We start from the raw sequence: 21,460 nt of genomic DNA on the forward strand, positions 1-21,460 counted from the left end.
CTCACCGTGCCGTCCGCTCGATCCCTTCCAGGAACGGGACGATCGCGTCGATGAAGTGCTCGTTCCGGTCGCCTGCCACCATGTGCCCCGCGTCGGCCACATCGATGCGCCGCGCGTGGGGGACCGCGTCACAGAACTCCTCGGCGATGTCTTCGCGCACGACGTCGCTGATGCCGCCGCGGACGAGCAGGATCGGCACGTCGGCGCGGCGGGCGGCGTCGAGGAGGCGCTCCGCCATGCCGGGCGGGTCCGTCCGGCCCTCGAAGCTGTCCAGCATCCGGGGGTCCCAGTGCCAGACCCAGCGATCGCCCTGGCGTCGCAGGTTCTTCCGTATGCTCTCGGGGTCGTCCGGAGACGGGCGATGCGGAAGGGAGGCGGACACCGCCGCGGCGGCTTCCTCCACGCCCGCGAATCCGTCCGGCCAGCGGCGCATGAACTCGACGATCCGACGCACCCCGCGGGGATCGGGGCGGTGGGCGACGTCGACGAGCACCAGGGCGCGAATCGCCGCCCTGGGTACCTCTCCGGCAGCGAGCAGCGAACTCAGGCCGCCGAGCGAGGCGCCGACGAGTACCGGCCGCTCGCCGAGTTCGGCGACGAGCGCCCGGACGTCGTCGGCGAACAGGTCGAGGTTGTAGTCACCATCGGCCGACCATCCGCTGGCGCCGTGCCCCCGCAGGTCCGGGGCGGTGACCCGCCACCCCGACGCGGCCAGTCGAGGGCCGGTCCGATCCCAGGTGTGTCGCGTCTGGCCGCCGCCGTGCAGCAGGACGAGTGGCGGCGAGGACGCCGCGCCCCACACGTCGGCCGCGATCCGGATCCCTCCACGGCCCACGAAGCCGCGCGGCTGTGGCAGTGCGTCGGCCGTCATACCGTGCCTCTCTTCCGTAGCGGCGCCAGCAGGTGGTCGCGGTGGGGATCCGCGGCCGCCGCGGCGAGTACGACGTCGAGCGCGAACAGGGCGCGCGCGAGGAACCGGTCGTCGTCGATCAGGGCGGCGACCCACTGGTGCAGCGCGCCCACGCAGGACGTGGCGACCACGGCGGCCAAGGCGTCGGTGTCGATGTCGGCGCGCAGGAGGCCCCGGGTCCGTGCATCCGCCATCGCCCGGCGGAGTTGGCCGAGCGGACTGCGGTCGAGTACGAGGCCGCTCGCCTCCCACTCACGGACCATACGGCGCGAGACGACCGGGTCGTCCACGAACAGCAGGACGGTCGCCCTGACGACCTCCCTCGGGTCACCGGCTCCCCGCGCCGCCAGGCGGCGCTCGAGTTCGTCCATGAACCCGGCGGCGAGCGCCTCCCAGATCTTGTCGCGCGGTCCGATCAGGTTGTACACGGTGGCCGGGGAGACCTCCGCCCGCTCGGCGATCCGCTCGGTACTGATCACCGACTCCGGGCTCTCCCGCAGGAGTTCACGCGTCGCGTCGAGAATCCGGTTCCGCCGCCGGGCCTTGTGCTGCTCACGCAGGCCCCCTTCTACCGGCTGCATACGCGGACACCCCTTCGGGAAATTTAGAGAGTTATCTAAATTTAGAGGTGCCTCTGGATCGGAGCAAGGGTCGGGAGAGTCCCGTGCCCGCGATGTTCCAGGGGAGAGCCACCCACTGGGGCTCAGGCGCCGAGCCCGGAGTCGACGATGTGCTCGGCGAGTTCACGCGACGCAGCCACAGACCGACTGCCGGGGCGGGTCGCACCGGCGGCGAGGAGTCCGTCGACGAGGATGAGCAACTGATCGGCGGCGAACTCCGGTCGCGCGTGCCCGAGGGCGACGAACTCGTCGGCGAACAGGCCGTGCAAGGTGCGTCGGTAGGCCCGGGTGACCTCGTGTGCGGGGTGGTCCGGGTCGGAGAGGGCTAGATCGGCGGCGAGGTATCGGCAGCCGGGGAAGTCCGGGTCGGACACGATTCGGCCGAGCCGGTCGACCACCGCGAGGAGCCGGACGCGGGGGTCGTCGCCCGCTGCCGCCATCGTCGCACGGTACCGCTCCTCGTCCTCCGCGGTGCTGCGGCGCAGCATCTCGGCGATCAGTCCGTCCTTGCCGCCGAAGTGCTCGTACAGCGAACGCCGGGCGACGCCGGCCGCCTTGAGCAGGGCGTCCACGCCGACACCGACGCCCTGGGTGTACGTCAACTCCTGGGCAGCACGCAACAGTCGTTCGCGGGGGCCCGGCTTGGCGGAGATGGTCATGACGTGATTGTGCCAGCCCTTGACTCAATAGAACAACCGGTCTATCTATAGGAGTTGCCAGAAGTAGACCGGTTGGTCTATCTCTCCTCAGGAGGATTCGTGTCCGTACGCAGCACCGCCCGCGTCATCGAGCTCTTCAACCGCGCGTTCACCGACCACGAGGCCGGCCTCCTGGCCGACTTGGTCGCCGAGGAATGCGTCATGGAGAGCGTCCAGCCCGCGCCGACCGGCGAGCGAGTCGTCGGTCGCGAGGCGTGTACGTCATGGTGGGCCGCGCTCGCAGACGACCGCACCTCGCAGTTCATGCCGCAGGAGGTGATCGTGGCGGGCGATCGCGCCACGATCTTGTGGAACTACCGGTTCGGGGACGGCCCCCACGACTGGGTGAGCGGCGTCAACGTCATGCGCGTCGTGGACGGCCGCATCGTCGAGGCCCTCGGCTTCAGCAAGACCGTGGGAGAGGTCCCGCTGGCTTCGGAGTCCGACGCCGCATGACGCCCGGGGCCGACACCCACGCACCCCCCAACGAGCGCTTCCACCCACGTCGTACGACACGAAGGGCATGACCCCGATGCGGAGCTACCACCTGTCCCACAGCGGGGCCGGGCTGTCCGGCCTGGCCGTCCGCGAGCACGACACCCCCGTACCCGGCCCCGGCCAGGCGCTGGTGGCGGTGCGCGCGACATCCCTGAGTTTCCGTGAACTCATGGTGCTCGACGGGACGTACGTCCTGCCGGTCAAACCCGATGTCGTCCCCGTCTCGGACGGCGCGGGCGAGGTGGTCGCGGTCGGCGCGGGCGTCGACGCCGTGCGCGTCGGCGACCGCGTCGCGGCAACCCTCTTCCCCTCGTGGCAGGACGGACCGTTCGGCGCCGAGCACCTCGCGCAGCGCGGTGGCTCGCTGGACGGCATGCTCACCGAGTTCGCTCTGGTCGACGCGGATTCCCTCGTGGCCGTTCCCGCACACCTGACGTACGAGGAAGCCGCGACACTGCCCTGTGTGGCGGTCACCGCCTGGAACGCGCTCACCGGTGACGGAGCCGGCGTCCGACCCGGCAGCACCGTCGTGGTGCAGGGCTCCGGCGGTGTCTCCCTCTTCGCGCTGCAATTCGCCAAGGTGCTGGGAGCGCGCGTGATCGCCACGACCAGCGGCCCCGCCAAGGCCGCACGTCTGCGCGCACTCGGCGCCGACGCGGTCATCGACTACTCAGCCACACCCGACTGGCCGGGCGGGGTCCGCGCCCTCACCGACGGCCGGGGCGCCGACCGCATCGTCGACGTCGCCGGGCTGCTCGACGACTCCGTCCGCGCCATCGCGCTGTCCGGCACCATCGCGTGCGTCGGTTTCATCGGCAATGCCGCCCCACCGCTCGACTCCCGTGCCGTCTTCGCCTCCGGCGCGACCATCCGCAGCGTGGCGGTCGGCAGCCGCGCCCAGTTCGTCGCGATGAACGCGGTCATCGAGGCGCACGGGCTCCGGCCTGTCATCGACAGCGTGATCCCCTTCGACCAGGCCGCGGACGCCTACCTTCGTTACGCCGGCGGCGATGCGTTCGGCAAGGTGGTCATCAGTCACTCCTGAACCTGACGTGGCGGGTGAGCACGGGGATTGCCGCCCCTTACCGACGGGCCGCGTGCCAGCACGGCCGTCTCACGTCCGCAGATACGACGCCCCGTTGAGGTCCAGGACCGTCCCCGAGGCCCATTCCGCCGCCGGCGAGGCCAGCCACAGTACGGCCGCCGCGATCTCCTCCGGCGACGCCACCCGGCCGAACGGGCTCTGGGTGCGGATCGCCTCGCCCTCCGCGCCGCTGAGCCGGTGCGCGACCCGCTCCGTCTCGAAGAACCCGGGGGCGACGGAGGCGACCGCGATTCCGTACGGGGCGAGGTGCACGGCGAGGGACTGGCCCAGCGCGTGCACCGCCGCCTTGGTCGCCCCGTACGCCGGGTGGTCCGGTTCGCCGCGGAAGGCCCCGCGCGAGCCGACGTTGACGATCCGGCCGCCGCCGCCCTGCTCGATCATCCGGCGGGCCGCGAGGTGGCTGAGGTTGGCCGTCCCGAGGAGGTTGACGGACACGTGGGTCTGCCAGGCGGCCGCCCAGTCCTCGTACGCGGTGGTGGCGAGCGGGTGCGGGAGGTTCACGGCGGCGTTGCTGACGAGCACGTCAAGACCGCCGAGCCCTTGGGCCGCCGCCTCGGCGACGGCGTGCGCACCCACCGGGTCGGACAGGTCGCCTCCGGCGAGCACGTGCCCCGTACCGGCGAGGGAGCCGAGGGTCGCCTCGGCCTCCTCGCGCCGCGAGCCGAAGTGGACGGCCACCCGGTCGCCGTTGGCGGCGAACGCCTGGGCGAGCGCCCGGCCGAGCCCGCGCGAGGCGCCGCTGACGAGCACGCGGCGGCCGGTGGAAGGGAAGGCACGGGCCGAGGGGGTGGTGCCGGTGGAAGGGAAGGGCGCTGGGGAAGTCATGTGGATCATGATGCCCCTCACCCCGCGCGGCCGGGTCGGCCCCCGACCGCGCCGGTACCGCGTGGCCGTCCCGGACGAAGCTCCCCCTCACCGGCCGTGCGCGGCAGTGCCGTTACTCCCATTCCCACCGCATGGCCTGGAAGCCCGGCCCGGGGTCCTCGACGGTGAAGGCGGCGCGGCCGGAGGCGCTGATCCAGACCTGTTCGGCGGGGTCCATGGGGCCACCGGCGGTGGTGCCGGAGTAGCGGTGGCACCGGACGGGGACGGCGTCGGGGTGGAACTGGACTTCCAGGGTGTAGAGCCGGGCGGGGGCGCGGAAGCCGGTGCCGACCTCGCTGGTGCGGGCACCGGTGGTCCCGAAGGCGTAGGTGTACTCGATCACGTCGGTCTCGCCCTTGGTCAGGATCCGGTCCAGGAGCAGTTCCGAGACGGACAGCGGCACCGAGGTGTCGGAACGTACCCGCCCTTTACGGGCATTACGGATACCCGTGAGCTCGGGCAGTTCGCGCTGCGGGTCGTCGCCGCGGCTGATGAGCACCAGCCGGTCCACCCGCTCGTGCTCGGCGCGCAGCACCATGGTGACGGTCAGCCGCCGCTCGGCGCCGTTCTCGTCGATCTCGTACCGGTCGTGCACGGCGAGCCGGGTCAGCCCGTCGTCGTTGGAGCCCATCGCGTCGAGCAGGCCGGGCAGGCTCTTGTACTGCTGCCACAGATCCTCGGTCTCCAGCACCCGGGGTGCGCGGTTGACCCAGCGTCCGCGCGGGCGCTGGGGACCGAGCAGGGAGACCAGGGAGTCGGTGGGCAGCCCGAGCAGTTCCTCCAGCAGCCGGACGGCCTGGCGGGACTGGGGGCGTTCGGGGCGGCTGCGGCCGCGCCGCCAGTAGCTGAGAGTGGTCACGCTAACGGCGACCCCGCGAGCGGCCAGCCGGTGCTGGATGCGTTCCAGGCTGAGGCCGCTGGCGCGCACGGCGCAGTCGAGCGCGACCTCGAACGGGCCGTGGCGCAGGGCGTCGGCCAGGTCTGGCAGCGGGGTTTGTGGGGGCACAGGTGATCCGTCCTGCGTGCCGTGCGGGGGACCACATGCTAGCGACATCCAGCCAAACGGCAGGTGACACACGTCACGATCTGAACAGTCTTGGCCAGGGCCCTGATTGCGCGGGTGCAGGCACCGACCGTTCGTTCTGCTCCGCACACGCGCGCCCATCAGGGCAGGAAACAACGGGGACACACACCCGTTACTTGTCATGATCGTTTCACAGGGGTCCTTATTAAACAGAATTGGCAACTCATTGCCCCGGAGACGTAAATCCCGCCATTCTCCGGCCCCATGAAACGATCTCTGTTCGTCGGCACACTGTCCCTCGCGGTCAGCGGCCTTCTGATAGCCGGCGCGGGCACCCCCGCCTCCGCCGCCAAGGGTCCCCGCGCCGTCTCGCCCAAGCCGAGCAAGGCCCAGGCCGTGCGGGACGCCGCCGCCGAGGTGGCCGCGAGACCCAACACGGTCCGGGCGGGCGCCCACGACACCTTCCTGTCACACGACGTGACGGTCGACAAGGACGGCACCCGCCATGTCCACCTGGACCGCCGCTACCAGGGCCTGCCCGTCCTGGGCGGTGACGTCATCGTGCACTCGGCCCCCAACGGCGAGCTGCGCTCGACCTCGCTGACCCTCAAGGCCCCGCTGTCCCTCTCGGTGACCCCGAAGGTCAGCAAGCAGCGCGCCGTGGCCGTGGCCGCCGCGACGTTCAAGGGCACCAGGAAGGGCAGCAAGGCCGATCTCGTCGTCGACGCGACGGCGGCCACGCCGACGCTCGCCTGGCAGGTCGTCGTCGACGGCACCGCCCCCGACGGCTCGCCCAGCCACGTCCACACGCTGGTCGACGCGACGACCGGCAAGGCCGGGAAGTCCTGGAACACCTTCCACAGCACGGTCGTCCCGGGCACCACCGTCAACGCGCCGCAGACCACGGCCGTCGCCGGTGCCGCCGCCTCGGGAACCGGCCACGGCTACCAGGTCGGCGACGTCACGCTGGGCACCAGCAGCATCTCCGGCGGTTTCGAGCTCAAGGATCCGACCCGCGGTAACGGGGAGACGCGGGACGCCCAGAACAAGACCGTCACCAACGACTCGCCGCCGGCCGGCTGGGGCGTCGCCTTCACCGACACGGACAACGTGTGGGGCAACGGAGCCCTCACCGACCGTGCCACCGTCGCCGTGGACGCCCACTACGGCATCCAGGCCACGTGGGACTACTACAAGAACGTCCACGGCCGCAACGGCATCAAGAACGACGGCGTCGGCGCCCGTTCCTTCGTCCACTACGGCGTCAACTACGCCAACGCGGGCTGGGACGACGACAGCTTCAGCATGATCTACGGCGACGGCGCCTCCGGCCAGAAGCCGTTCACCGAGCTGGACGTGGCCGGCCACGAGATGAGCCACGGCGTCACCGCGGCCACCGCGGGCCTGAACTACTTCGGTGACGCGGGCGGCATGAACGAGTCCACCTCGGACATCTTCGGCACCCTGGTCGAGTTCAACGCCAACAGCCCGGCGGACAAGCCCGACTACCTCATCGGCGAGAAGATCAGCTCCACGCCGCTGCGGTACATGGACGACCCGAAGAAGGACGGCGTCTCGCAGAGCTGCTGGACCACCGGCACGAAGAACCTGGACCCGCACTACTCGTCCGGTGTCGGCAACCACTGGTTCTACCTGATGGCGGTCGGCTCCGGCTCGTCCAGCTACGGCAACAGCCCCACCTGCGACGGCGGTACGGTCACCGGCCTCGGCAACGACGCCGCCGGCAAGATCTGGTACCGCGCGCTCACCACGTACCTGACGGCCGCCTCCACGTACGCGGACGCCCGTACCGCGACCATCAAGGCCGCGACCGACCTGTACGGCGCCAGCAGCACCCAGTGCACCACCGTCGAGAAGGCCTGGAGCGGCGTCGCCGTCGCCCCGACCGCGACCACCTGCGGTGGCACCACCACCCAGCCGCCGAGCGGCTCCAACCTGCTGTCGAACCCCGGCTTCGAGTCGGGCGCGACCACCTGGTCCGCGTCCTCCGGCGCCATCACCAACGACACCGGCGCCACCGCCCACACCGGCTCGTACTACGCCTGGCTGGACGGCTACGGCTCCACCCACACCGACACCCTGTCCCAGTCGGTGACCATCCCGGCGACGGCCGCGGCCCCGAAGCTGTCCTTCTGGCTCGCGATCGACACCAAGGAGACCGGCACCACCGCGTACGACACCCTCAAGGCGCAGGTCGTCTCCGGCACCACGACGACCACCCTGGCGACGTACTCCAACGCCACGCCGAGCGGCTACGTCCAGCGCACCCTCGACCTGTCCGCCTTCAAGGGCAAGACGGTCACCATCAAGTTCACCGGCGCCGAGGACTCCTCGCTGGCAACCAGCTTCCTGATCGACGACACCTCGGTCACCACCGGCTGATCCGGCGCACCACGCTGCACCGGCCTTGACGAACGGCCCGGACGGGATGCCCCCAACACCCCGTCCGGGCCGTTCCCTGCTCGGCCGAAGACACACCCGTACCTCCCGGGAAACACCTCCGCTCGGCGCTTGCGCCGAGATCGAGATGGCGGTCCAATGCTGAAGATGACTGCCGTTGGTGGACAAGGCTCCTCGGACGCCGTGACCGAAGGGTGTCCGAACCCTCTTGAGGCGCTCTCCCTCGACCAGCTCCGTCGGCGCAGGAGCATGAAGTGGCGTACGTATCCGGCGGATGTCCTGCCCCTGTGGGTGGCGGAGATGGACGTCCCGCTCGCGCCGCCGATCGTCGACGCCCTGCGCGAGGCCGTCGATGCCGGTGACACCGGATATCCCGCCGGATGTGAGTTCGCCGAGTCGCTGGCCGGCTTCGCCGCGCGCCGCTGGAAGTGGGACGGTGTGGCGGTCGACCGCACCGCCATGATCCCGGACGTGATGACGGGCGCGGTCCAGGTGCTGCGGCTGATCACCGGCCCCGGCGACCCCGTCGTCGTCAACTCCCCCGTGTACGCGCCCTTCTACGCCTTCATCGCCCATGACGACCGCCGGATCGTGGAGGCACCGCTCGGGCAGGATCTCCGCATCGACCTGGACGTGCTGGAGGAGACCTTCCGGCGTACCCGGCAGCAGAGCGGACGGGGAAGGATCGCCTATCTGCTCAGCAGTCCGCACAACCCCACCGGCACGGTCCACACCGGCCAGGAGCTCGCCGACGTGGCCGAGTTGGCCCGCCGGTACGGAATCCGTGTCGTCGCCGACGAGATCCACGCCCCGCTCGTGCTGCCCGGCGCCGGCTTCACGCCCTACCTCGGCGTTCCCGGGGCCGAGGACGCCTTCTCGCTCATGTCGGCGACCAAGGGCTGGAACCTCGCCGGAATCAAGGCGGCACTCGCCGTCGCCGGACCCGAGGCCGCCGCCGATCTGCGCCGACTGCCCGAGGAGGTCCACCACGGCGCCAGCCTCCTGGGCGTCATCGCCCATACGGCGGCCTACCGCCACGGCGACCAGTGGCTCGACGCGCTGCTCGCCGGACTGGACGCGAACCGCGCGCTGCTGGGCCACCTCCTCGCGGAACACCTGCCCGGCATCGGCTACACCAGGCCCGAGGGAACCTACCTGGCCTGGCTCGACTGCCGGTCCCTCGGCCTCGCCCCGGAGGAAGACCCCACGGACCTCGCGGTCGTCACCGACCTGGCCGGCCCCGCCCAGCTGTTCCTGGAGGACGCCAGGGTGGCACTCTCCGCCGGTCACATCTTCGGAACGGGAGGAGCCGGGCACGTACGCCTGAACTTCGCCACGTCCCGGTCCATCCTCACCGAGGCGATCACCCGGATGGGCCGCACCGTGGCCCGCCACCTGCGCTAGGGCCGGTGGCGAGGCCGTAGGGTTCTTCCTCGTGCCCGTGCTTGAGATATCCGACCTGATCACAGCGGTGGACCCGCGGAGCGGCCACCGGCTCCCGGTGTCCCGTGCCGAGGTCATCCGTCTGCTCGACGAGGCCGGTGACGCCCGGGCCGCCCGCATCGTGGCCGGCCTGCCCACCGACCGGGACGGGCTGCTCGACCCGGACGCCGTGGACCGACTGCTGATCAGCGTCCATGCCGAGCTTCAGCGTCTCAGCGAGGAGCTGCGGATCGGCGAACGCCTCGTCCATCTGCTCGGCCCGCTCCTCCAGGCGATCCGGGCGACGAACGGGCCCGGCCGGTACCGCCTGGTCGACGTCGGCTGCGGCCTGGGCTACGCGGTCCGCTGGCTGGCCGCGACCAACGCGCTCGGCCCCGACGTCGAGCTCGTCGGAGTCGACCTCGACGCCGCGCTGGTGGCCGAAGCCGGCCGCCTGGCCCGCGCCGAAGGACTCGACTGCCACTTCGTCCATGGAAACGCCTTCGCCCTGCCGGAGGCGGCGACCGTCTACATCTCCACCGGTGTGCTGCACCACTTCCGCGGCCCCGCCCTGACCGAGTTCTTCCGGTCCCAGGCCGCCTCCCCCGCGCAGGCCTTCTGCCACTTCGACATCGCCGCCACCCGCCTCGCACCCGTCGGCGCCTGGATCTTCCATCTCGCCCGGATGCGCCACCCGCTCGGCCGCCATGACGGCGTCGCCTCCGCCCGGCGCGCCCACAGCGACGAAACGCTGCTTCGCGCCGCCGACGTCCCCGGAATCACACCCCTGCTGTACGAGCCCCGTGGCGCGGCCAACCCCTTCTGCACCACACTGCGCCCGATCATCGGTGTGCGCCCGCACCTGGAGGACCCGTTCCGCCGGTCGCTCGGGCGTGCCGCCCGCCGCCTGGTCGGCCCCGACTACCTGATCGAGCCCACCCGATGACCCCCGCCGTACCGCTCGTGCTCCTCGGCCTCGTCGACGCGGCATTCAGCGGCTTCCGCGCGTACGCGGGCCGCGACGCCCGCATCCGCAAGCGCCGGGCCAACGCCCGGGCCTCCCTGCGCGGCCTGGCCACCGGGGCCGCCTTGCTGCTCGCGCCCGCGCTGGCCGCGGCCCTCCTGCTGCTGGCGGCGCCGGACCGGTCCGGTATGTACGACTCCCTGACGGCAGGCGGGTTCGGCTACCTCCTCCCCCTCGCCCTCTACGCCACCGCCGTCCTGCTCTCCCTCGCCGCCTACTTCCTCCTGCCGTTTCGCGCCAGCACACTCGCGATGGTCATCGGCCTCGGCCCGCTGACACTCCTGCGCCCGGCGGTCATCGTCGCCGCCTGCCTCGGCGCGCTCCTCAACGGCGGCGGCTGGCCCGCCCTGCTGATCGGCACGATCGCGGGCGCGGCCGCGCTGGGAGTCGAACCCGCGGTGCACCGCCGCTGGTACGGCGACGTGCTCAGGCCGTAGTCAGCCGGGCCGAGGCGGAGTGAGACGTACGCGGCGCACCGCCGCTGCCTAATTCACCGTCAGCTCCGCGACGCCCGGATGCTTCTTGGCCTCCGCGTCGCCCAGCACCGTGACCCGTACATACCGCGCGAGTCGTGCCTCGCCCGCCGCCGCGCGCTGCCAGTGCCGCCCGTCGAGGGAGAGCTCGATGGTGTAGGTGGTGGGTTTGGTGTCGGTCCAGGTGGGGGTGACCTTCGTGACGCGGACGGGCCTGGCGAGCTCCGCCGTCAGCTCGCCCCGTGCACCGTCCGGGACCCAGGCCGTGGCCGTGTTGCCGTCGACCGCGGCGCCCGCGTACATGCCGGGCTGTTCGGACGAGGCCGTGGCCGTGGTGCAACGGGCCGCGTTGGTGGTGGGGTCGAGGTCGGGGCGGCGGGTCTTGAGGACGGCCGGGGCGTCCTTGCTGACGGTCTGCTCGCCCTGGGGTGTGTCGAGCGTCATCGGCGCACCGTCGGTGAGGCGCACGGTCGTGTGGTGGGCGCCGAGTTCGAGGTCGTAGGTGCGTCCCTGCCAGGTCAGGCCGCGCAGGGTGACGCCCCGGTCGAGCTGCGGCGGCAGCATCGGGTCAAGGTGCAGGCGGTTCTCGCGCATCCGCATCCCGGTCAGGCCGTTGGTGAAGACCTGCAGGAAGCCGCCCTTGCCGGTGAGGAAGTCGTGGGCGGGCGAGCCCGCCAGGGGATCCTGGGCGCCCGCCTTGTCCCCGCGGGCCTCCGAGAACTGCGCGAAGGGGCCGCGGACGAACGGCTTGATGGACCGCTCCAGATACGTGTACGTGGAGCAGCCCGGCTCGCCGATCCCGGCGGCGTCGATGGCGTGCACCGAGTCCGTCATGGCCGGGCCGTCCGGGTCGGTGCGCTGGGCGTAGTAGTCGAGGGTGGCGGCGTCGGCGCCCTTGGGCATCGGCCACTCCAGCGGGTACATCAGCAGGACCGTGTCGGCCTGCTTGATGGTGCTGCCGCCGTAGCCGTCGTACTGCTGGAAGACCTTGTTCCGCGCGTCGTACGGGATCCGGATGCGGTCGGCGATCGCCTTCCACTCGGCGGGGGCCCGCTGGCCGAGGAGTTCGGCGGCGCGAGTGGCGTGGCGCAGCGCCGTGGCGGCGCCGGCGTTGGTGAAGACCGCGTCGTCGACACCGTTGCTGTACTCGTCGGGCCCGGCCGTGTCCTTGATCGAGTAGCTGCCGTCCGGGTTGCGGCTGACACGTCCCGCCCAGAACTCGGCGATGCCCCGCAGCACCGGCCAGCCGCGCTCGCGCAGCCACCGCGTGTCCTTGGTGGCCAGGTAGTACTGCCAGGTGGCCAGGGAGATGTCGGACTGGAGGTGGATCTGGGTGCGGCAGTGCGGCGGGTCGACGCTGTGGCACTCCTGGGCCAGATTCCCCGAACTCCCGCTGTTCCAGGGGTAGAAGAGCCCTTGATAGCCGAGCTTGCGGGCGTTCTCGCGCGCCCCGGCACGGGTCCGGTAGCGGTAGTCGACGACGGTCCTGGCAAGGTCGGGCCGGGTGGCGAGGAGGCCAGGGTACATCCACGTCTCGGCGTCCCAGAAGACGAGGCCCGCGTAGTTGTCACTGGTCAGACCCGCCGGAGCGATGCTGTTGGCCGCGCCCTCACGGGTGTTGGAGAGCAGTCCGTACTGTGCGGACCGCACCCACGACTGCATCTCGCGCTGCCCGGGGACCTCGATGTCGCTGCGCCACAGCCGCGCCCAGGCGGCGGTGTGCGTGCGCAAGATGGCGTCCCAGCCGCGGTCGGCGGCCCGCTGCGAGGCCGCAGTGGCGTCGCGGCGCGGTGCGTGCGAGGTCAGAGCGGTGTCGACGCCGACGTACTTGGTGAAGTCGTACGACCGCCCGCTCCGGACCGGGAGAGTGATGCCCTGACTTACCGTCATGCGCTGTGCCGCCTTGGCCTGTTGGGGCTTGGCGGTGTGTACTCCGCGCCCCGCGCGCAGGGTGGACGCGACGGCTCCGTCGACGTCGGTGCCGTCCGTACGGAACGCCACGTCCATCGTCGACGCGGACCGGCCGCCGTCGCGCCCGCCGGTCCGGTCACCGCCTCCGGTCTGCCGCATACGGCGCGCGCCGCGGCCGTCCAGCAGGTCGGTGACGGTCGCCTCGCCGCTCCAGTGCGGCGTCATGGTCAGGCGTACGGCGCCGACGTGCGCGTTGACGCGGTCGGCGAGCACCTCGTACACGAGGTCGGTGCGGCGGCCGTCGGCGGCGGTCCAGGTCAGCGACGTCCGCACCAGGCCGCAGTGAAGGAAGAGTGTCTGACTGTAGTGGGAGATGCGACCGGGCGATGTCGAAGAGTTGAAGGTATCGCCCTGCGCTCCCCCGGTACTGACAGCGAGCGAGGTCCAGGTGGGCAGTGCCGCGACGGCCTGCCGGTCCCCGGCGGTCTGCTGGTTGTGCGCGTACAGGCCGGACACGAAGGAGCCGTCGTAGCGGGGGGTGAACAGCGGCCAGCCGGTCTTGGCCCTGCCCTCCGCGTAACCGGCGCCGTTGGGCGGCACGCGCTGCCCCAGATAGCCGTTGCCGACGAAGGCATGGTGGTCGTCGGCCGCATCCACCTTGGTGGAGCCGAGCGTCCAGCCGTCGCTGTCGCGGCAGGTCGTGGTCGTGGCGGCGGTCTTCCGCACTGTCTGCGAGGCCGCCGACGGCGCTGAGGTGACCAGCGCTCCGGCCAGCAGCACCGCGGTCAGCCGGGCGGCACGCGGCCGCACACCGAGGGAGTACGTCATTGTTCTCCGTCACTCTGGTTCGCCTGCGAGGTCCTGGGACCATAAATTTCCTGAACGATCGACGTCAATAGCTGTGCGTTATTCATCAAGTTCCGAATCCATGAGGGCTGCGGGCGCTGCGGGCGTCCGGCACACCGAACCGGTCGCCCGTTTGGTCCGTCGTACTGATCCTGGAGTTCACCGGCGCCCAGCCGGCCCTGGTCGTCCCGGTGTTGCCGGCCGTGGTGGGCGCGACGGCCACCGAGCGGGCCTGCGGGCTGCGCACCACAGGCGGCGTCCGAGAGCGAGCGGGCCCCGGAGAATCCCGGCACGGGCAGCAGAATGCCCCGCCAGAACCGGTCTGACGGGGCATTCTTACGTCGGCGAAGCCCTGTACGTCGCTATCGCCTCCGGCGACGGAGGAGGCTCCTTGCGCACGCGGAGCCCCCTCCCGAGGCCACTGCGATCAGCGGGCGTCCGGCCCCGATTCAGGACCGACGTAGATCTCCACGCCCTCGGCATCCCACGCCCTGGTATAGCCACCGGTGGGAGCGGTCACGACAAAGTCATCGGCTTCCATGGACACCATGCCGTCATCGCCTCCCTCGGGCCATTCCACGACGATCTGCCTACCCGGCGCCAGTGCGTACTCGGCCGCGGTCGGCTCGAAAGCCACCGTGATGTCCCTGTCCGCACGGATGATGAATCGCATCGTCACTCCCCGAGGTGATCCATGTAGTACTGGAACAGATCCGCCCTCGACCCGGCACTCGGGTTGACCTTTTCCGGATTGTCGGGGAACTTCGCCACTGACTTGTTGTGAATGTTCTGGTAGAAGTTCCGCCAGTACTGGGCGTCGCTGCGGCTCATGCCGATCTCCTTCATTTTCGCCACCTGCTCCGGGGTCTTGAGCTTGGTCGCGTCTGCGAGGCTTCGCCCGCCCCACGCCGCCTGACCGAAGGCATTCCGGTCCGCGAACCCCATCCGCGTCACCGTCGAATCGAGGTCCTGAACACTCGGAGCGGTGTAGTCGCAGGGGTCGAGGGAATTGTGTACCAGTATCGGCGTTGCACCTGCCAGCACATAGTACGTGTGCAGGTCGTCGACCGTGAGGTTGTAGACCTTGCGCACCTCGGTCCAGGCGCGCGTGTTGACGACCTTCTTCAGCTCGCCCTGAGGCGTGCGGAGCCGGTCACCCGCCCGAAGGTCCTCGGCGTCGAGCCAGCGACGCTGGTTGTCCGTCCAGAACGGGTGCCCCGCAGTGGCCGTGAGCGTGCCGGTGGCGCTCCCGGCGTCGCCATCGGTGTCAACGGTGATCTCGACGAGGTCCTTCGATCCCTCACCGACGATCACACCGGTCACAGGCTTGGCCTCGGCCCTGCCGCTGTCAGGGTTCGTGGCCATGACCCGCTGCCCGATCCTGACATCCTTGATCGCCTCATGTGTCCCATCGGCCATCAGGACCCGGGTTTCCGCCGTGAAGCTATTGCCGGGCTTCGCGTTCTTTCGACACAGAGCGACCTTCTCAAGGACTTTCTCCGTCGTCTTGACGAGCTTCTTCGCCGCAGCCGCCTCTTCGAGAGCCTTGCCGAGGCCGGCCAGACGCTGGATGGTCTTGACGATCAGCGGGAAGTCCGAAATGGCCTTCAGGGCCTTACCCCAGGGAAGGTTGTTCACCAGCCCCCAGAAGCAAGCCTTGATGTTCCCCTCACTGAAGCACTTCTTGATGTTGTCGAAATCGAAGTACGACTTGAGGAATTCGCCACCGAGCTCCACCAGCAGGTCGGCGAAGTCCTTACCCGCAAGCGCTCGGGCCTTCTCGTAGTCCTCGCGGGAGATGCCCGCCTGTTCGAGAAGCTTCAGGTCCTCGTCACTGAGCTGGGGGGCGTCGACCTTGCCGGAGTTCGCGGCTGCTTCCTGGGCCTCCTTGTCCCTCTTCCGTTGGTCCTCTTCGGCCTTCTTCGCCACTTCGTCGGCTTGCTTGGCCCAATCGAGAGCGTGATCGGCGGCTTCCTTCGCCGACTTGGCGTGGGTTTCGGCCGAATCAGCGAACTTGCCGGCGTCCTCAGCATCCTTCGCGGCCTGGTCGGCCGCGCCCTGGGCAACGCCGGCCTCGTGCTCTGCCAGGCTGGCCGCGCTACCAGCGGCTGCCGCCTGCTGTTCCGCTTCCGCGGCGGCGCCGCGGGCGCGGGCGGCTTCGGCCTCGGCTTGATTGGCGGCCTGCCGGGCCGCAGCCGCGTCGGCGGCGGCCTGATTGGCAGCCTGCCGGGCGAGCCGGGCGTCTTCGCGGGCCTGGGCCTCGGCCTTGTCGGCACTGGCCGCGGCTGCGCGGGCCTTGGCGCCGTCTTCGGCGGCCGCGGCCGCGGACTTCATCGCCGCCGCGGCGGAACGCGCGGCGGCGGCCGAAGACCTGGCAGCATCCGCGGCAGCCCTGAAGGCCGGGGCGACCTGGGCGTTGGCGCGCTTGGCCGCGGCCTCGGCGTCCTCCGCGGCCTTGACCGCCTCAGCGGCCTTGGCCTCGGCGGCAGCAACCTGCTCCTGCCCCATTTTCTCCGCGGCCTTGGCGACCTCGGCCGCGAAGTCGGCGTCGACGTCCGAACCGGAGAACGGAGCGGTCAGCGCGATCGCGGTGTTCGCCGGGTCGGCGATACCGGCAGCGGTCGTCCGGGCAGCACCGGCGGCCTGGACAGCGATGCCCGCCTGGAGCCGGGCCATGGCGGCCTCACGGACCGCGCCCTCGGCTTCGTCCTTGGTGCGGTTGGCCGCCTGGAAGGACAGCTTCGCCTCGGCAGCGGCCTCCCCGGCGAGGCGAGCGGCCTCGTGAGCGGCGAGACCGGCACGAGCCTCCTGTGCGGTGGCCTCGGCAGCCTTCTGGTTGGCACGCTGAGCAGCGGCGCGGGTGGCCTGGTACTCGGCCTCGGCACGGTTGGCCGCGGCGTTGGCACGAGCGGCGGCAGCCTCGGCACGGTTGGCCGCGGCGTTCGCACGAGCGGCGTGGGCGGTGGCCTCAGCCGCCGCCGCACGTGCGCGGGCGGCAGCACCAGCGGCCTCGGTGGCGGCGGAGCGAGCACGCACCGCCGCACCGCTCGCGGTGTCAGCGGCGCCCTGGGCCTGGTCGGCGGCGGCGGCAGCGGTATCGGCGTCCGAACGGGCCGCCACGGCAGCGGCCTTGGCCTCCGTGGAATGAACGGTGCCCCGAGCCGCCGCCTCCATCGACTCGGTGGCCCGTGCCCGTGCCGCCTCGGCATCCTTGTGCTGCCTGGCCTCGAACGCCGCGTTCCGTGCGGTGCGAGCCTTGGACTCCTCACCGCGCGCGTTCTCGTCCGCCTTGGCCGCGATGCCTTCCTGCTTCTCGGCATCCGCCCGGGCCGAAGCCGCGGTGGCCGCGGCCGCCTGCGCGTCCGCCCGCGCCGCGGACGCGGTGCGCGCCTCGGCCTCGGCTCGCGCACGGGCCGCGGCGGCGATGTCCCGTTCCTTTTCGGCACGGGCGCGTGCCTGGGCGGCGAGGTCGCGCTCGCGCTCGGCAATCGCCCGCTGCTCGGCGGCGATCTTCGCCTGGCGCTGTGCCTCGACCCGCGCCTCGCGGGTCTTCTTGGCGTGCTCCCAGGCCTCCTTCTCGGCCTTCTCGGCCTCGACCCGGGCCGTCTTGGCACGGGCTGCCGCATCGGCTGCGATCTTGGCCTGCTTGGCGGCGGCATCGGCCAGCGAAGCGGCGGCCGCGGCGTGCTGCTCGGCGTTGGCGCGCCACTGCTTGGCCTGCTGCTCGTGCAGTTCGGCCTGGTTCTTGGCGTTGAGGCCCTTGGCGTCGGCCTCGGTGGCGTCGATGGCGTGCTGCGCGGTCTGGCTCGCCTTGACCGCCGCGTCCGCGGCCGCGGCGATGCCCGCGGCGACTTCGGACCACTGTGTGCCGTAGGTCAGACCGGTCTCGACGAGCACATCCGCCTGGACCTTGGCCTGCCCGGCCGCGACCTGGGCCGCCTTGGCGGCGCCGGAGGCGATGGTGACCTGGCGGGCGGCCTCGGTCTTGACGCTGTCGTACGAGGACAGGGTCTTGCCCGCGCGGTCGGCGGACAGCATGCGGTCCGCCTGGCGTGCCTGCCCGGCCGCGGAAGTCATCGCGTTGGACGCTTCCTTGAGGGCCTTGACCGCGTTGCCGTGGGCGGTGATGAGCTTGGTACGGGCCTCGGCGGCGCGGGCGGCCTTCTCGGCCAGCTCGCGGAGCTTGTCCGCGGCCTCCTGGGCCTCCTTGAGCGCCTTCTCGTGGGCGGCCCGGTCGTCCGCGTCCTTCTGGGACGCGATCTGGTAGCCCTTTTCGAGGAAGGCGGCGATGACCTTGTCGTCGTTCGTGGCCAGGGCGGCCGCGGCGGCCTTCTTGACCTCGGGGCCGCCGGTGGCCACCAGCATCTCGACGCGCTTGCGCAGCTCCGCCGCGCGCTCCTTGGCGCTCTGCTCGTTCTTCTTGTCCTGTGTGCGGGCGATGTCCGCGCCGAACGCCAGGAAGTCGGCACGGGCCTTGGCGTCGGACTTCAGGACCCGCTCGACCTCGGCGTTGAACACCGGGCCACCGGTGCCCCGCAGCGCCTCGATCTGCTGGCGGTTCTTGACGTCCGTGCCGTCACGCTTGTCCTTGGCGCGCTGGCGCGCCTCGGCCTCGCCGTGCTCCAGGAAGTCCTTGACCGCGTTCGGGTCGCTGCTCTCCAGCGCCTTCTTCGCGGCCTCGCGGACCTCGTCCTCCTCGTCGAACTCGGCGTAGTCCTCGACGAGTTGGCGGTCGCGCTCGGCACTGAGCCGGTCCAGCTCGGAGCGCGGAGCAGGCGGTGTGGCGCCGCCCTTCGGCAGGGCGGCGGCAGCGCGGTCCAGCGCCGCCAGGGCCCGGGTGTACGACGCCTGCTCGGCGCGGGCGGTGGTCGTGGCGGCGGTGGCTTCGCCGGTCGAGCCGCCCAGGATCGCCAGGACCAGCGTCGCGGACAGGGTCCCCGACGCGGCCGCGGCCGCACGGCCTCGTATCCTTCCGGCCTTCGGCCAGAATCTGCCCATCATGGAATAAATCCCCCTCAATTAGAGAAACGAAAACACCCCCTGCGCCAGGCGTCACCGCACTGAGGAGCAGGGAGGAAAGGAAAAACGCAGAGAACGAAAGGAGACGCCCGGGAAGGGAAGCGCGGCGCGCGATCCAGGGAAGCCACGGGGCGTCCCCGGGTGCCGGCCGGGCGGTCAGGCCGGCCGGCACCCGGGACGGATCCGGAGATCAGCCCTTGACGCGGCTCTCCGCCTCCTGGGCCCGCTCGAACATGTCCTTCCAGAAGCCGGCCGACGCGGCCGCTCCCGCCTGTTCCTCGGCCCAGGACGTCTGGTTGGCCTCAGCCGGATCGCCGATGCCCTTCCAGAGCCCGTTCGCGGACTCCTTGGCGGCCTTGGCGACGCTCCGCCAGTTCTCCGCCTGCGCGGCCGCGGCCTCCTGCTCCGCCAGCCACGCCTTCTGCGCGGAACCGGCGTGCTCGGACACCGCCTTCCAGGCGGCCTCCGCCTCGGCACGGGCCTTCGCGGCGTCGGCTGCGCCCTTGACCGCCTCCTCGGCGACCGCCGCCTTCGTGATCAGCTGCGACAGTGCGGCACGCCGGGCCGTCTCGGCGTCGGACACGTGCAGCCGGTACGCCTCCAGGTCCAGCGACCCCCCGGTGGCCCAGCCGTACCCGTAGAACTCGGTGATGTCCGCATCCGCGGCACCCGGCCGCAGCGCCCACTGCGCCGCCACCCGGACCTGCTCGCCCGGGGCGTTCCGGGCGAGCGCGGCGACGAACTCCCGGTCCGAGGACGCGACTTCCAGGCGATGCCGGACATCGGCCTCACGGCTGTCCCGGTCTCGCTTCTGGGCCTGCGCGTAGCCGGACTTCACGAAGGCGGCGCGGTCGGCGTCCGAGCCTTTCAGTGCCTTTTCGGCAGCCGCGCGCACCGCCGGGGAGAACTGCGTGGTGTGCGTGGCCACCACCCGCTCGCAGAAACTCCGGTTCTGCGCGCGCGAGTCCTTCAGACGCTGCTTGGCGTACGCGTAACCGCCGCCGGGAGCCATCCATTCGGCGATCGCCTCGTCCCCGCGGGTGCTGCGCAGCGCGTTCCACGCGGAGACGCGCAGCTCGGCCGGCAGCTTCGAGACGGCGATCGAGTGGACGTAGTCGCGCGCGCTCTGTGCGGCGGCGGCCTTCAACGCCGCCGCCGGGTCGGCCGACTGCTCCGTCGCGGCGGCGGACAGCGGTGCGTCCGCCCACGCGGGTGCCGCCCCCGCCGCCAGTACGCCCCCGCCGGTCAGCAGGGCGACCGTCGTGGCCTGCGCGACCCACCACTGACGCCTCACTGCCGACCTCACTTGACCTTGACCGGCTTGATCTGCCACAGCTGGGCATCGGACTGGTTGCAGTACCACGACTGGGCCTTGACGCCGTTCTCCGCCTTGGCACTGACGATGTCCAGGCAGCGGTTCTCGGTGTGGGCGGGGCGCAACTGGAAGAGCTTCCTCGCCGGGTCGACGAGCACGGCCTGCCAGCGCATCTGCGCTCCGCCTGTGCACGTCCACTGCTGAACGGCCGCGCCGGCCTTGGTGCCGCTGTTCTCGACCTCAAGGCACTTGTTGCCGGTCACGGTCCGCAGCTCGTACGAGGCGCCGCCCTTGGGAACCATGCGCCACTGCTGGGCGGTGTTGTCGGGGTTGCAGGCCCACTGCTGGGCCGGCAGGCCGTCGTTGATCGCGCCGTTGTTGATTTCCAGGCATTTGCCGCTGGAGGCGACCTGGAGCTGGACGGTCGCCTCGGGCAGCTTCGCCCGCGCGGCGGCCTCGTCGGCGCTCGCGCGCGCCGTGTTGGCCGCTTCCCTGGCGGTCTTCGCCGCCTTGGCGGCCGCGTCTTCGGCCGCGTCGGCGTGGACGGCGGTCGCGGTGCCGGCCAGGGCGGCGACACTGGCGGTGAGGGCCAGCGCGGCACGGATGATCCGGGACATGGGGTGTTCGTTTTCCTCTCGAAGGTGGGGGGTGCTCAGGCCCGTGCGAAAGCCGGTGCCGGGGCCGGTGTTCAGGCCTCGACGGGCTTGATCTGCCACTGCTGGGCCGCGCTGCCGTTGCAGTACCACAGCTGGGCGTTCGCGCCCTCGGTGACGGCGCCGCCCTTGATGTCGAGGCAGCGGGGCACGGTCGTGTGCGCGGGGCGCAGCTCGTACAGGTCCTTGACGACGTCCACGAGGAACGGGCGCCACCGCATCTGGCCGCCGCCGTTGCACCACCACTGCTGGACGTTCGAGCCGCCCTCGGTGCCGCTGTTCTCCACTTCGAGGCACTTGCCGCTGTGCTTGGGCCGCAGCTCAAGGGTGCCGTCGCCGGTGGGGGCCAGCTCGAAGAGCTGGCTGTCGAGGCCGTCGGCGCACGGGGTCTGCACCGCGTTGGCGCCGTTGCGCAGGCTGCCCTTGTCGATGGTCAGGCACTGACCGCTGTGCGTTGCCTGCAACTGCACGGTGGCCGGCTCGGGGGCGGCGCCGCTCGTGGTGGTGTCGGCCGCGTGGACGGCGGTGACGGTGCCGGCCAGGGCGGCCAGGCCGGCGGTGACCGCCAGCGCGCCTCGGATGATCCGGGACATCGGGTGTTCCGTTCTGTTCATTTCCGCGAAGGAGAGTCTGCGAAGGAGTGGGGCCGGTCGGGCC

General features: G+C 71.3%; 17 protein-coding genes. 6 read left to right on the plus strand and 11 right to left on the minus strand.

Going from position 1 to position 21,460, the window contains the following annotated elements; genetic code table 11:
* Position 1: 1 nt before the first annotated feature.
* The 3 genes from BX283_RS03955 to BX283_RS03965 all read right to left on the minus strand — a co-directional run bounded on the left by BX283_RS03955 (position 2) and on the right by BX283_RS03965 (position 2,189).
* Positions 2–871: an alpha/beta fold hydrolase gene (locus BX283_RS03955; protein ID WP_180357039.1), complete on the minus strand. Its 870-nt coding sequence runs from the start codon at positions 869–871 to the stop codon at positions 2–4.
* Positions 868–1,491, minus strand: a complete 624-nt coding sequence (locus tag BX283_RS03960) for a TetR/AcrR family transcriptional regulator (RefSeq protein WP_101386269.1) — start codon at positions 1,489–1,491, stop codon at positions 868–870. Before BX283_RS03960 ends, BX283_RS03955 begins: the two co-directional genes overlap by 4 nt.
* A gap of 122 nt (positions 1,492–1,613) precedes the next feature.
* Positions 1,614–2,189 carry a TetR/AcrR family transcriptional regulator gene (locus tag BX283_RS03965; RefSeq protein WP_101386270.1) on the minus strand — a complete coding sequence of 192 codons (576 nt, stop codon included), beginning with the start codon at positions 2,187–2,189 and terminating at the stop codon, positions 1,614–1,616.
* A 99-nt stretch (positions 2,190–2,288) separates the two neighbouring features.
* Here BX283_RS03965 and BX283_RS03970 point away from each other — a divergent pair, with 99 nt between their 5' ends.
* Positions 2,289–2,684: a nuclear transport factor 2 family protein gene (locus BX283_RS03970; protein ID WP_101386271.1), complete on the plus strand. Its 396-nt coding sequence runs from the start codon at positions 2,289–2,291 to the stop codon at positions 2,682–2,684.
* Positions 2,685–2,751: 67 nt separating this feature from the next.
* Complete coding sequence (locus tag BX283_RS03975) at positions 2,752–3,771, plus strand: NAD(P)-dependent alcohol dehydrogenase (protein WP_257581892.1); 1,020 nt, start codon at positions 2,752–2,754, stop codon at positions 3,769–3,771.
* Positions 3,772–3,840: 69 nt separating this feature from the next.
* Here BX283_RS03975 and BX283_RS03980 read toward each other — a convergent pair whose 3' ends face one another.
* Together BX283_RS03980 and BX283_RS03985 are read right to left on the minus strand one after the other, a co-directional pair.
* On the minus strand, positions 3,841–4,656 hold the full coding sequence (locus BX283_RS03980) for an SDR family NAD(P)-dependent oxidoreductase (protein WP_101392115.1): 816 nt from the start codon (positions 4,654–4,656) through the stop codon (positions 3,841–3,843).
* A gap of 112 nt (positions 4,657–4,768) precedes the next feature.
* Positions 4,769–5,701, minus strand: coding sequence for a hypothetical protein (locus BX283_RS03985; RefSeq protein ID WP_101386272.1), 933 nt, complete (start codon positions 5,699–5,701; stop codon positions 4,769–4,771).
* Positions 5,702–5,983: 282 nt separating this feature from the next.
* Here BX283_RS03985 and BX283_RS03990 point away from each other — a divergent pair, with 282 nt between their 5' ends.
* The 4 genes from BX283_RS03990 (at position 5,984) to BX283_RS04005 (ending at position 11,023) form a co-directional block, all read left to right on the plus strand.
* Entirely contained in the window at positions 5,984–8,122 is a 2,139-nt protein-coding gene (locus BX283_RS03990; protein ID WP_101386273.1) for a M4 family metallopeptidase, read from the plus strand.
* Positions 8,123–8,278: 156 nt separating this feature from the next.
* Positions 8,279–9,544, plus strand: a complete 1,266-nt coding sequence (locus BX283_RS03995; RefSeq protein WP_101386274.1) for a MalY/PatB family protein — start codon at positions 8,279–8,281, stop codon at positions 9,542–9,544.
* A 37-nt stretch (positions 9,545–9,581) separates the two neighbouring features.
* Positions 9,582–10,508, plus strand: a complete 927-nt coding sequence (locus BX283_RS04000) for a class I SAM-dependent methyltransferase (protein ID WP_257581895.1) — start codon at positions 9,582–9,584, stop codon at positions 10,506–10,508.
* Positions 10,505–11,023, plus strand: a complete 519-nt coding sequence (locus BX283_RS04005; RefSeq protein ID WP_101386276.1) for a hypothetical protein — start codon at positions 10,505–10,507, stop codon at positions 11,021–11,023. The genes BX283_RS04000 and BX283_RS04005 overlap by 4 nt, the downstream gene beginning before the upstream one ends.
* A 48-nt stretch (positions 11,024–11,071) precedes the next feature.
* On the opposite strand, the gene BX283_RS04010 is transcribed toward BX283_RS04005, so the two are convergent.
* The 6 genes from BX283_RS04010 to BX283_RS04035 form a co-directional block, all read right to left on the minus strand.
* A complete protein-coding gene (locus BX283_RS04010; RefSeq protein WP_101386277.1) occupies positions 11,072–13,798 on the minus strand; it encodes a discoidin domain-containing protein in 2,727 nt (908 codons plus the stop codon).
* 445 nt (positions 13,799–14,243) lie between these two features.
* Positions 14,244–14,489 carry a hypothetical protein gene (locus tag BX283_RS04015; RefSeq protein WP_101386278.1) on the minus strand — a complete coding sequence of 82 codons (246 nt, stop codon included), beginning with the start codon at positions 14,487–14,489 and terminating at the stop codon, positions 14,244–14,246.
* 2 nt (positions 14,490–14,491) lie between these two features.
* A complete protein-coding gene (locus tag BX283_RS04020; RefSeq protein ID WP_101386279.1) occupies positions 14,492–18,817 on the minus strand; it encodes a polymorphic toxin-type HINT domain-containing protein in 4,326 nt (1,441 codons plus the stop codon).
* A 208-nt stretch (positions 18,818–19,025) separates the two neighbouring features.
* A complete protein-coding gene (locus BX283_RS04025; protein WP_257581899.1) occupies positions 19,026–20,129 on the minus strand; it encodes an ALF repeat-containing protein in 1,104 nt (367 codons plus the stop codon).
* A gap of 8 nt (positions 20,130–20,137) precedes the next feature.
* Positions 20,138–20,767 (minus strand): RICIN domain-containing protein, encoded by a 630-nt coding sequence (locus BX283_RS04030; protein WP_101386281.1) that lies wholly within the window; start codon positions 20,765–20,767, stop codon positions 20,138–20,140.
* 71 nt (positions 20,768–20,838) lie between these two features.
* Positions 20,839–21,417 carry an RICIN domain-containing protein gene (locus BX283_RS04035; RefSeq protein ID WP_101386282.1) on the minus strand — a complete coding sequence of 193 codons (579 nt, stop codon included), beginning with the start codon at positions 21,415–21,417 and terminating at the stop codon, positions 20,839–20,841.
* Between the last annotated feature and the right edge of the window lie 43 nt (positions 21,418–21,460).

This window comes from Streptomyces sp. TLI_146 (genome assembly GCF_002846415.1).
Classification (GTDB): domain Bacteria; phylum Actinomycetota; class Actinomycetes; order Streptomycetales; family Streptomycetaceae; genus Streptomyces.

Bases quoted from the DNA above. Each gene is read 5' to 3' on its own strand.
- BX283_RS03955 (WP_180357039.1), bottom strand. From the start codon at position 871: ATGACGGCCGACGCACTGCCACAGCCGCGCGGCTTCGTGGGCCGTGGA.
- BX283_RS03960 (WP_101386269.1), bottom strand. From the start codon at position 1,491: ATGCAGCCGGTAGAAGGGGGCCTGCGTGAGCAGCACAAGGCCCGGCGG.
- BX283_RS03965 (WP_101386270.1), bottom strand. From the start codon at position 2,189: ATGACCATCTCCGCCAAGCCGGGCCCCCGCGAACGACTGTTGCGTGCT.
- BX283_RS03975 (WP_257581892.1), top strand. From the start codon at position 2,752: ATGACCCCGATGCGGAGCTACCACCTGTCCCACAGCGGGGCCGGGCTG.
- BX283_RS03980 (WP_101392115.1), bottom strand. From the start codon at position 4,656: ATGACTTCCCCAGCGCCCTTCCCTTCCACCGGCACCACCCCCTCGGCC.
- BX283_RS03990 (WP_101386273.1), top strand. From the start codon at position 5,984: ATGAAACGATCTCTGTTCGTCGGCACACTGTCCCTCGCGGTCAGCGGC.
- BX283_RS03995 (WP_101386274.1), top strand. From the start codon at position 8,279: ATGCTGAAGATGACTGCCGTTGGTGGACAAGGCTCCTCGGACGCCGTG.
- BX283_RS04005 (WP_101386276.1), top strand. From the start codon at position 10,505: ATGACCCCCGCCGTACCGCTCGTGCTCCTCGGCCTCGTCGACGCGGCA.
- BX283_RS04010 (WP_101386277.1), bottom strand. From the start codon at position 13,798: ATGACGTACTCCCTCGGTGTGCGGCCGCGTGCCGCCCGGCTGACCGCG.
- BX283_RS04015 (WP_101386278.1), bottom strand. From the start codon at position 14,489: ATGCGATTCATCATCCGTGCGGACAGGGACATCACGGTGGCTTTCGAG.
- BX283_RS04020 (WP_101386279.1), bottom strand. From the start codon at position 18,817: ATGATGGGCAGATTCTGGCCGAAGGCCGGAAGGATACGAGGCCGTGCG.
- BX283_RS04030 (WP_101386281.1), bottom strand. From the start codon at position 20,767: ATGTCCCGGATCATCCGTGCCGCGCTGGCCCTCACCGCCAGTGTCGCC.
- BX283_RS04035 (WP_101386282.1), bottom strand. From the start codon at position 21,417: ATGAACAGAACGGAACACCCGATGTCCCGGATCATCCGAGGCGCGCTG.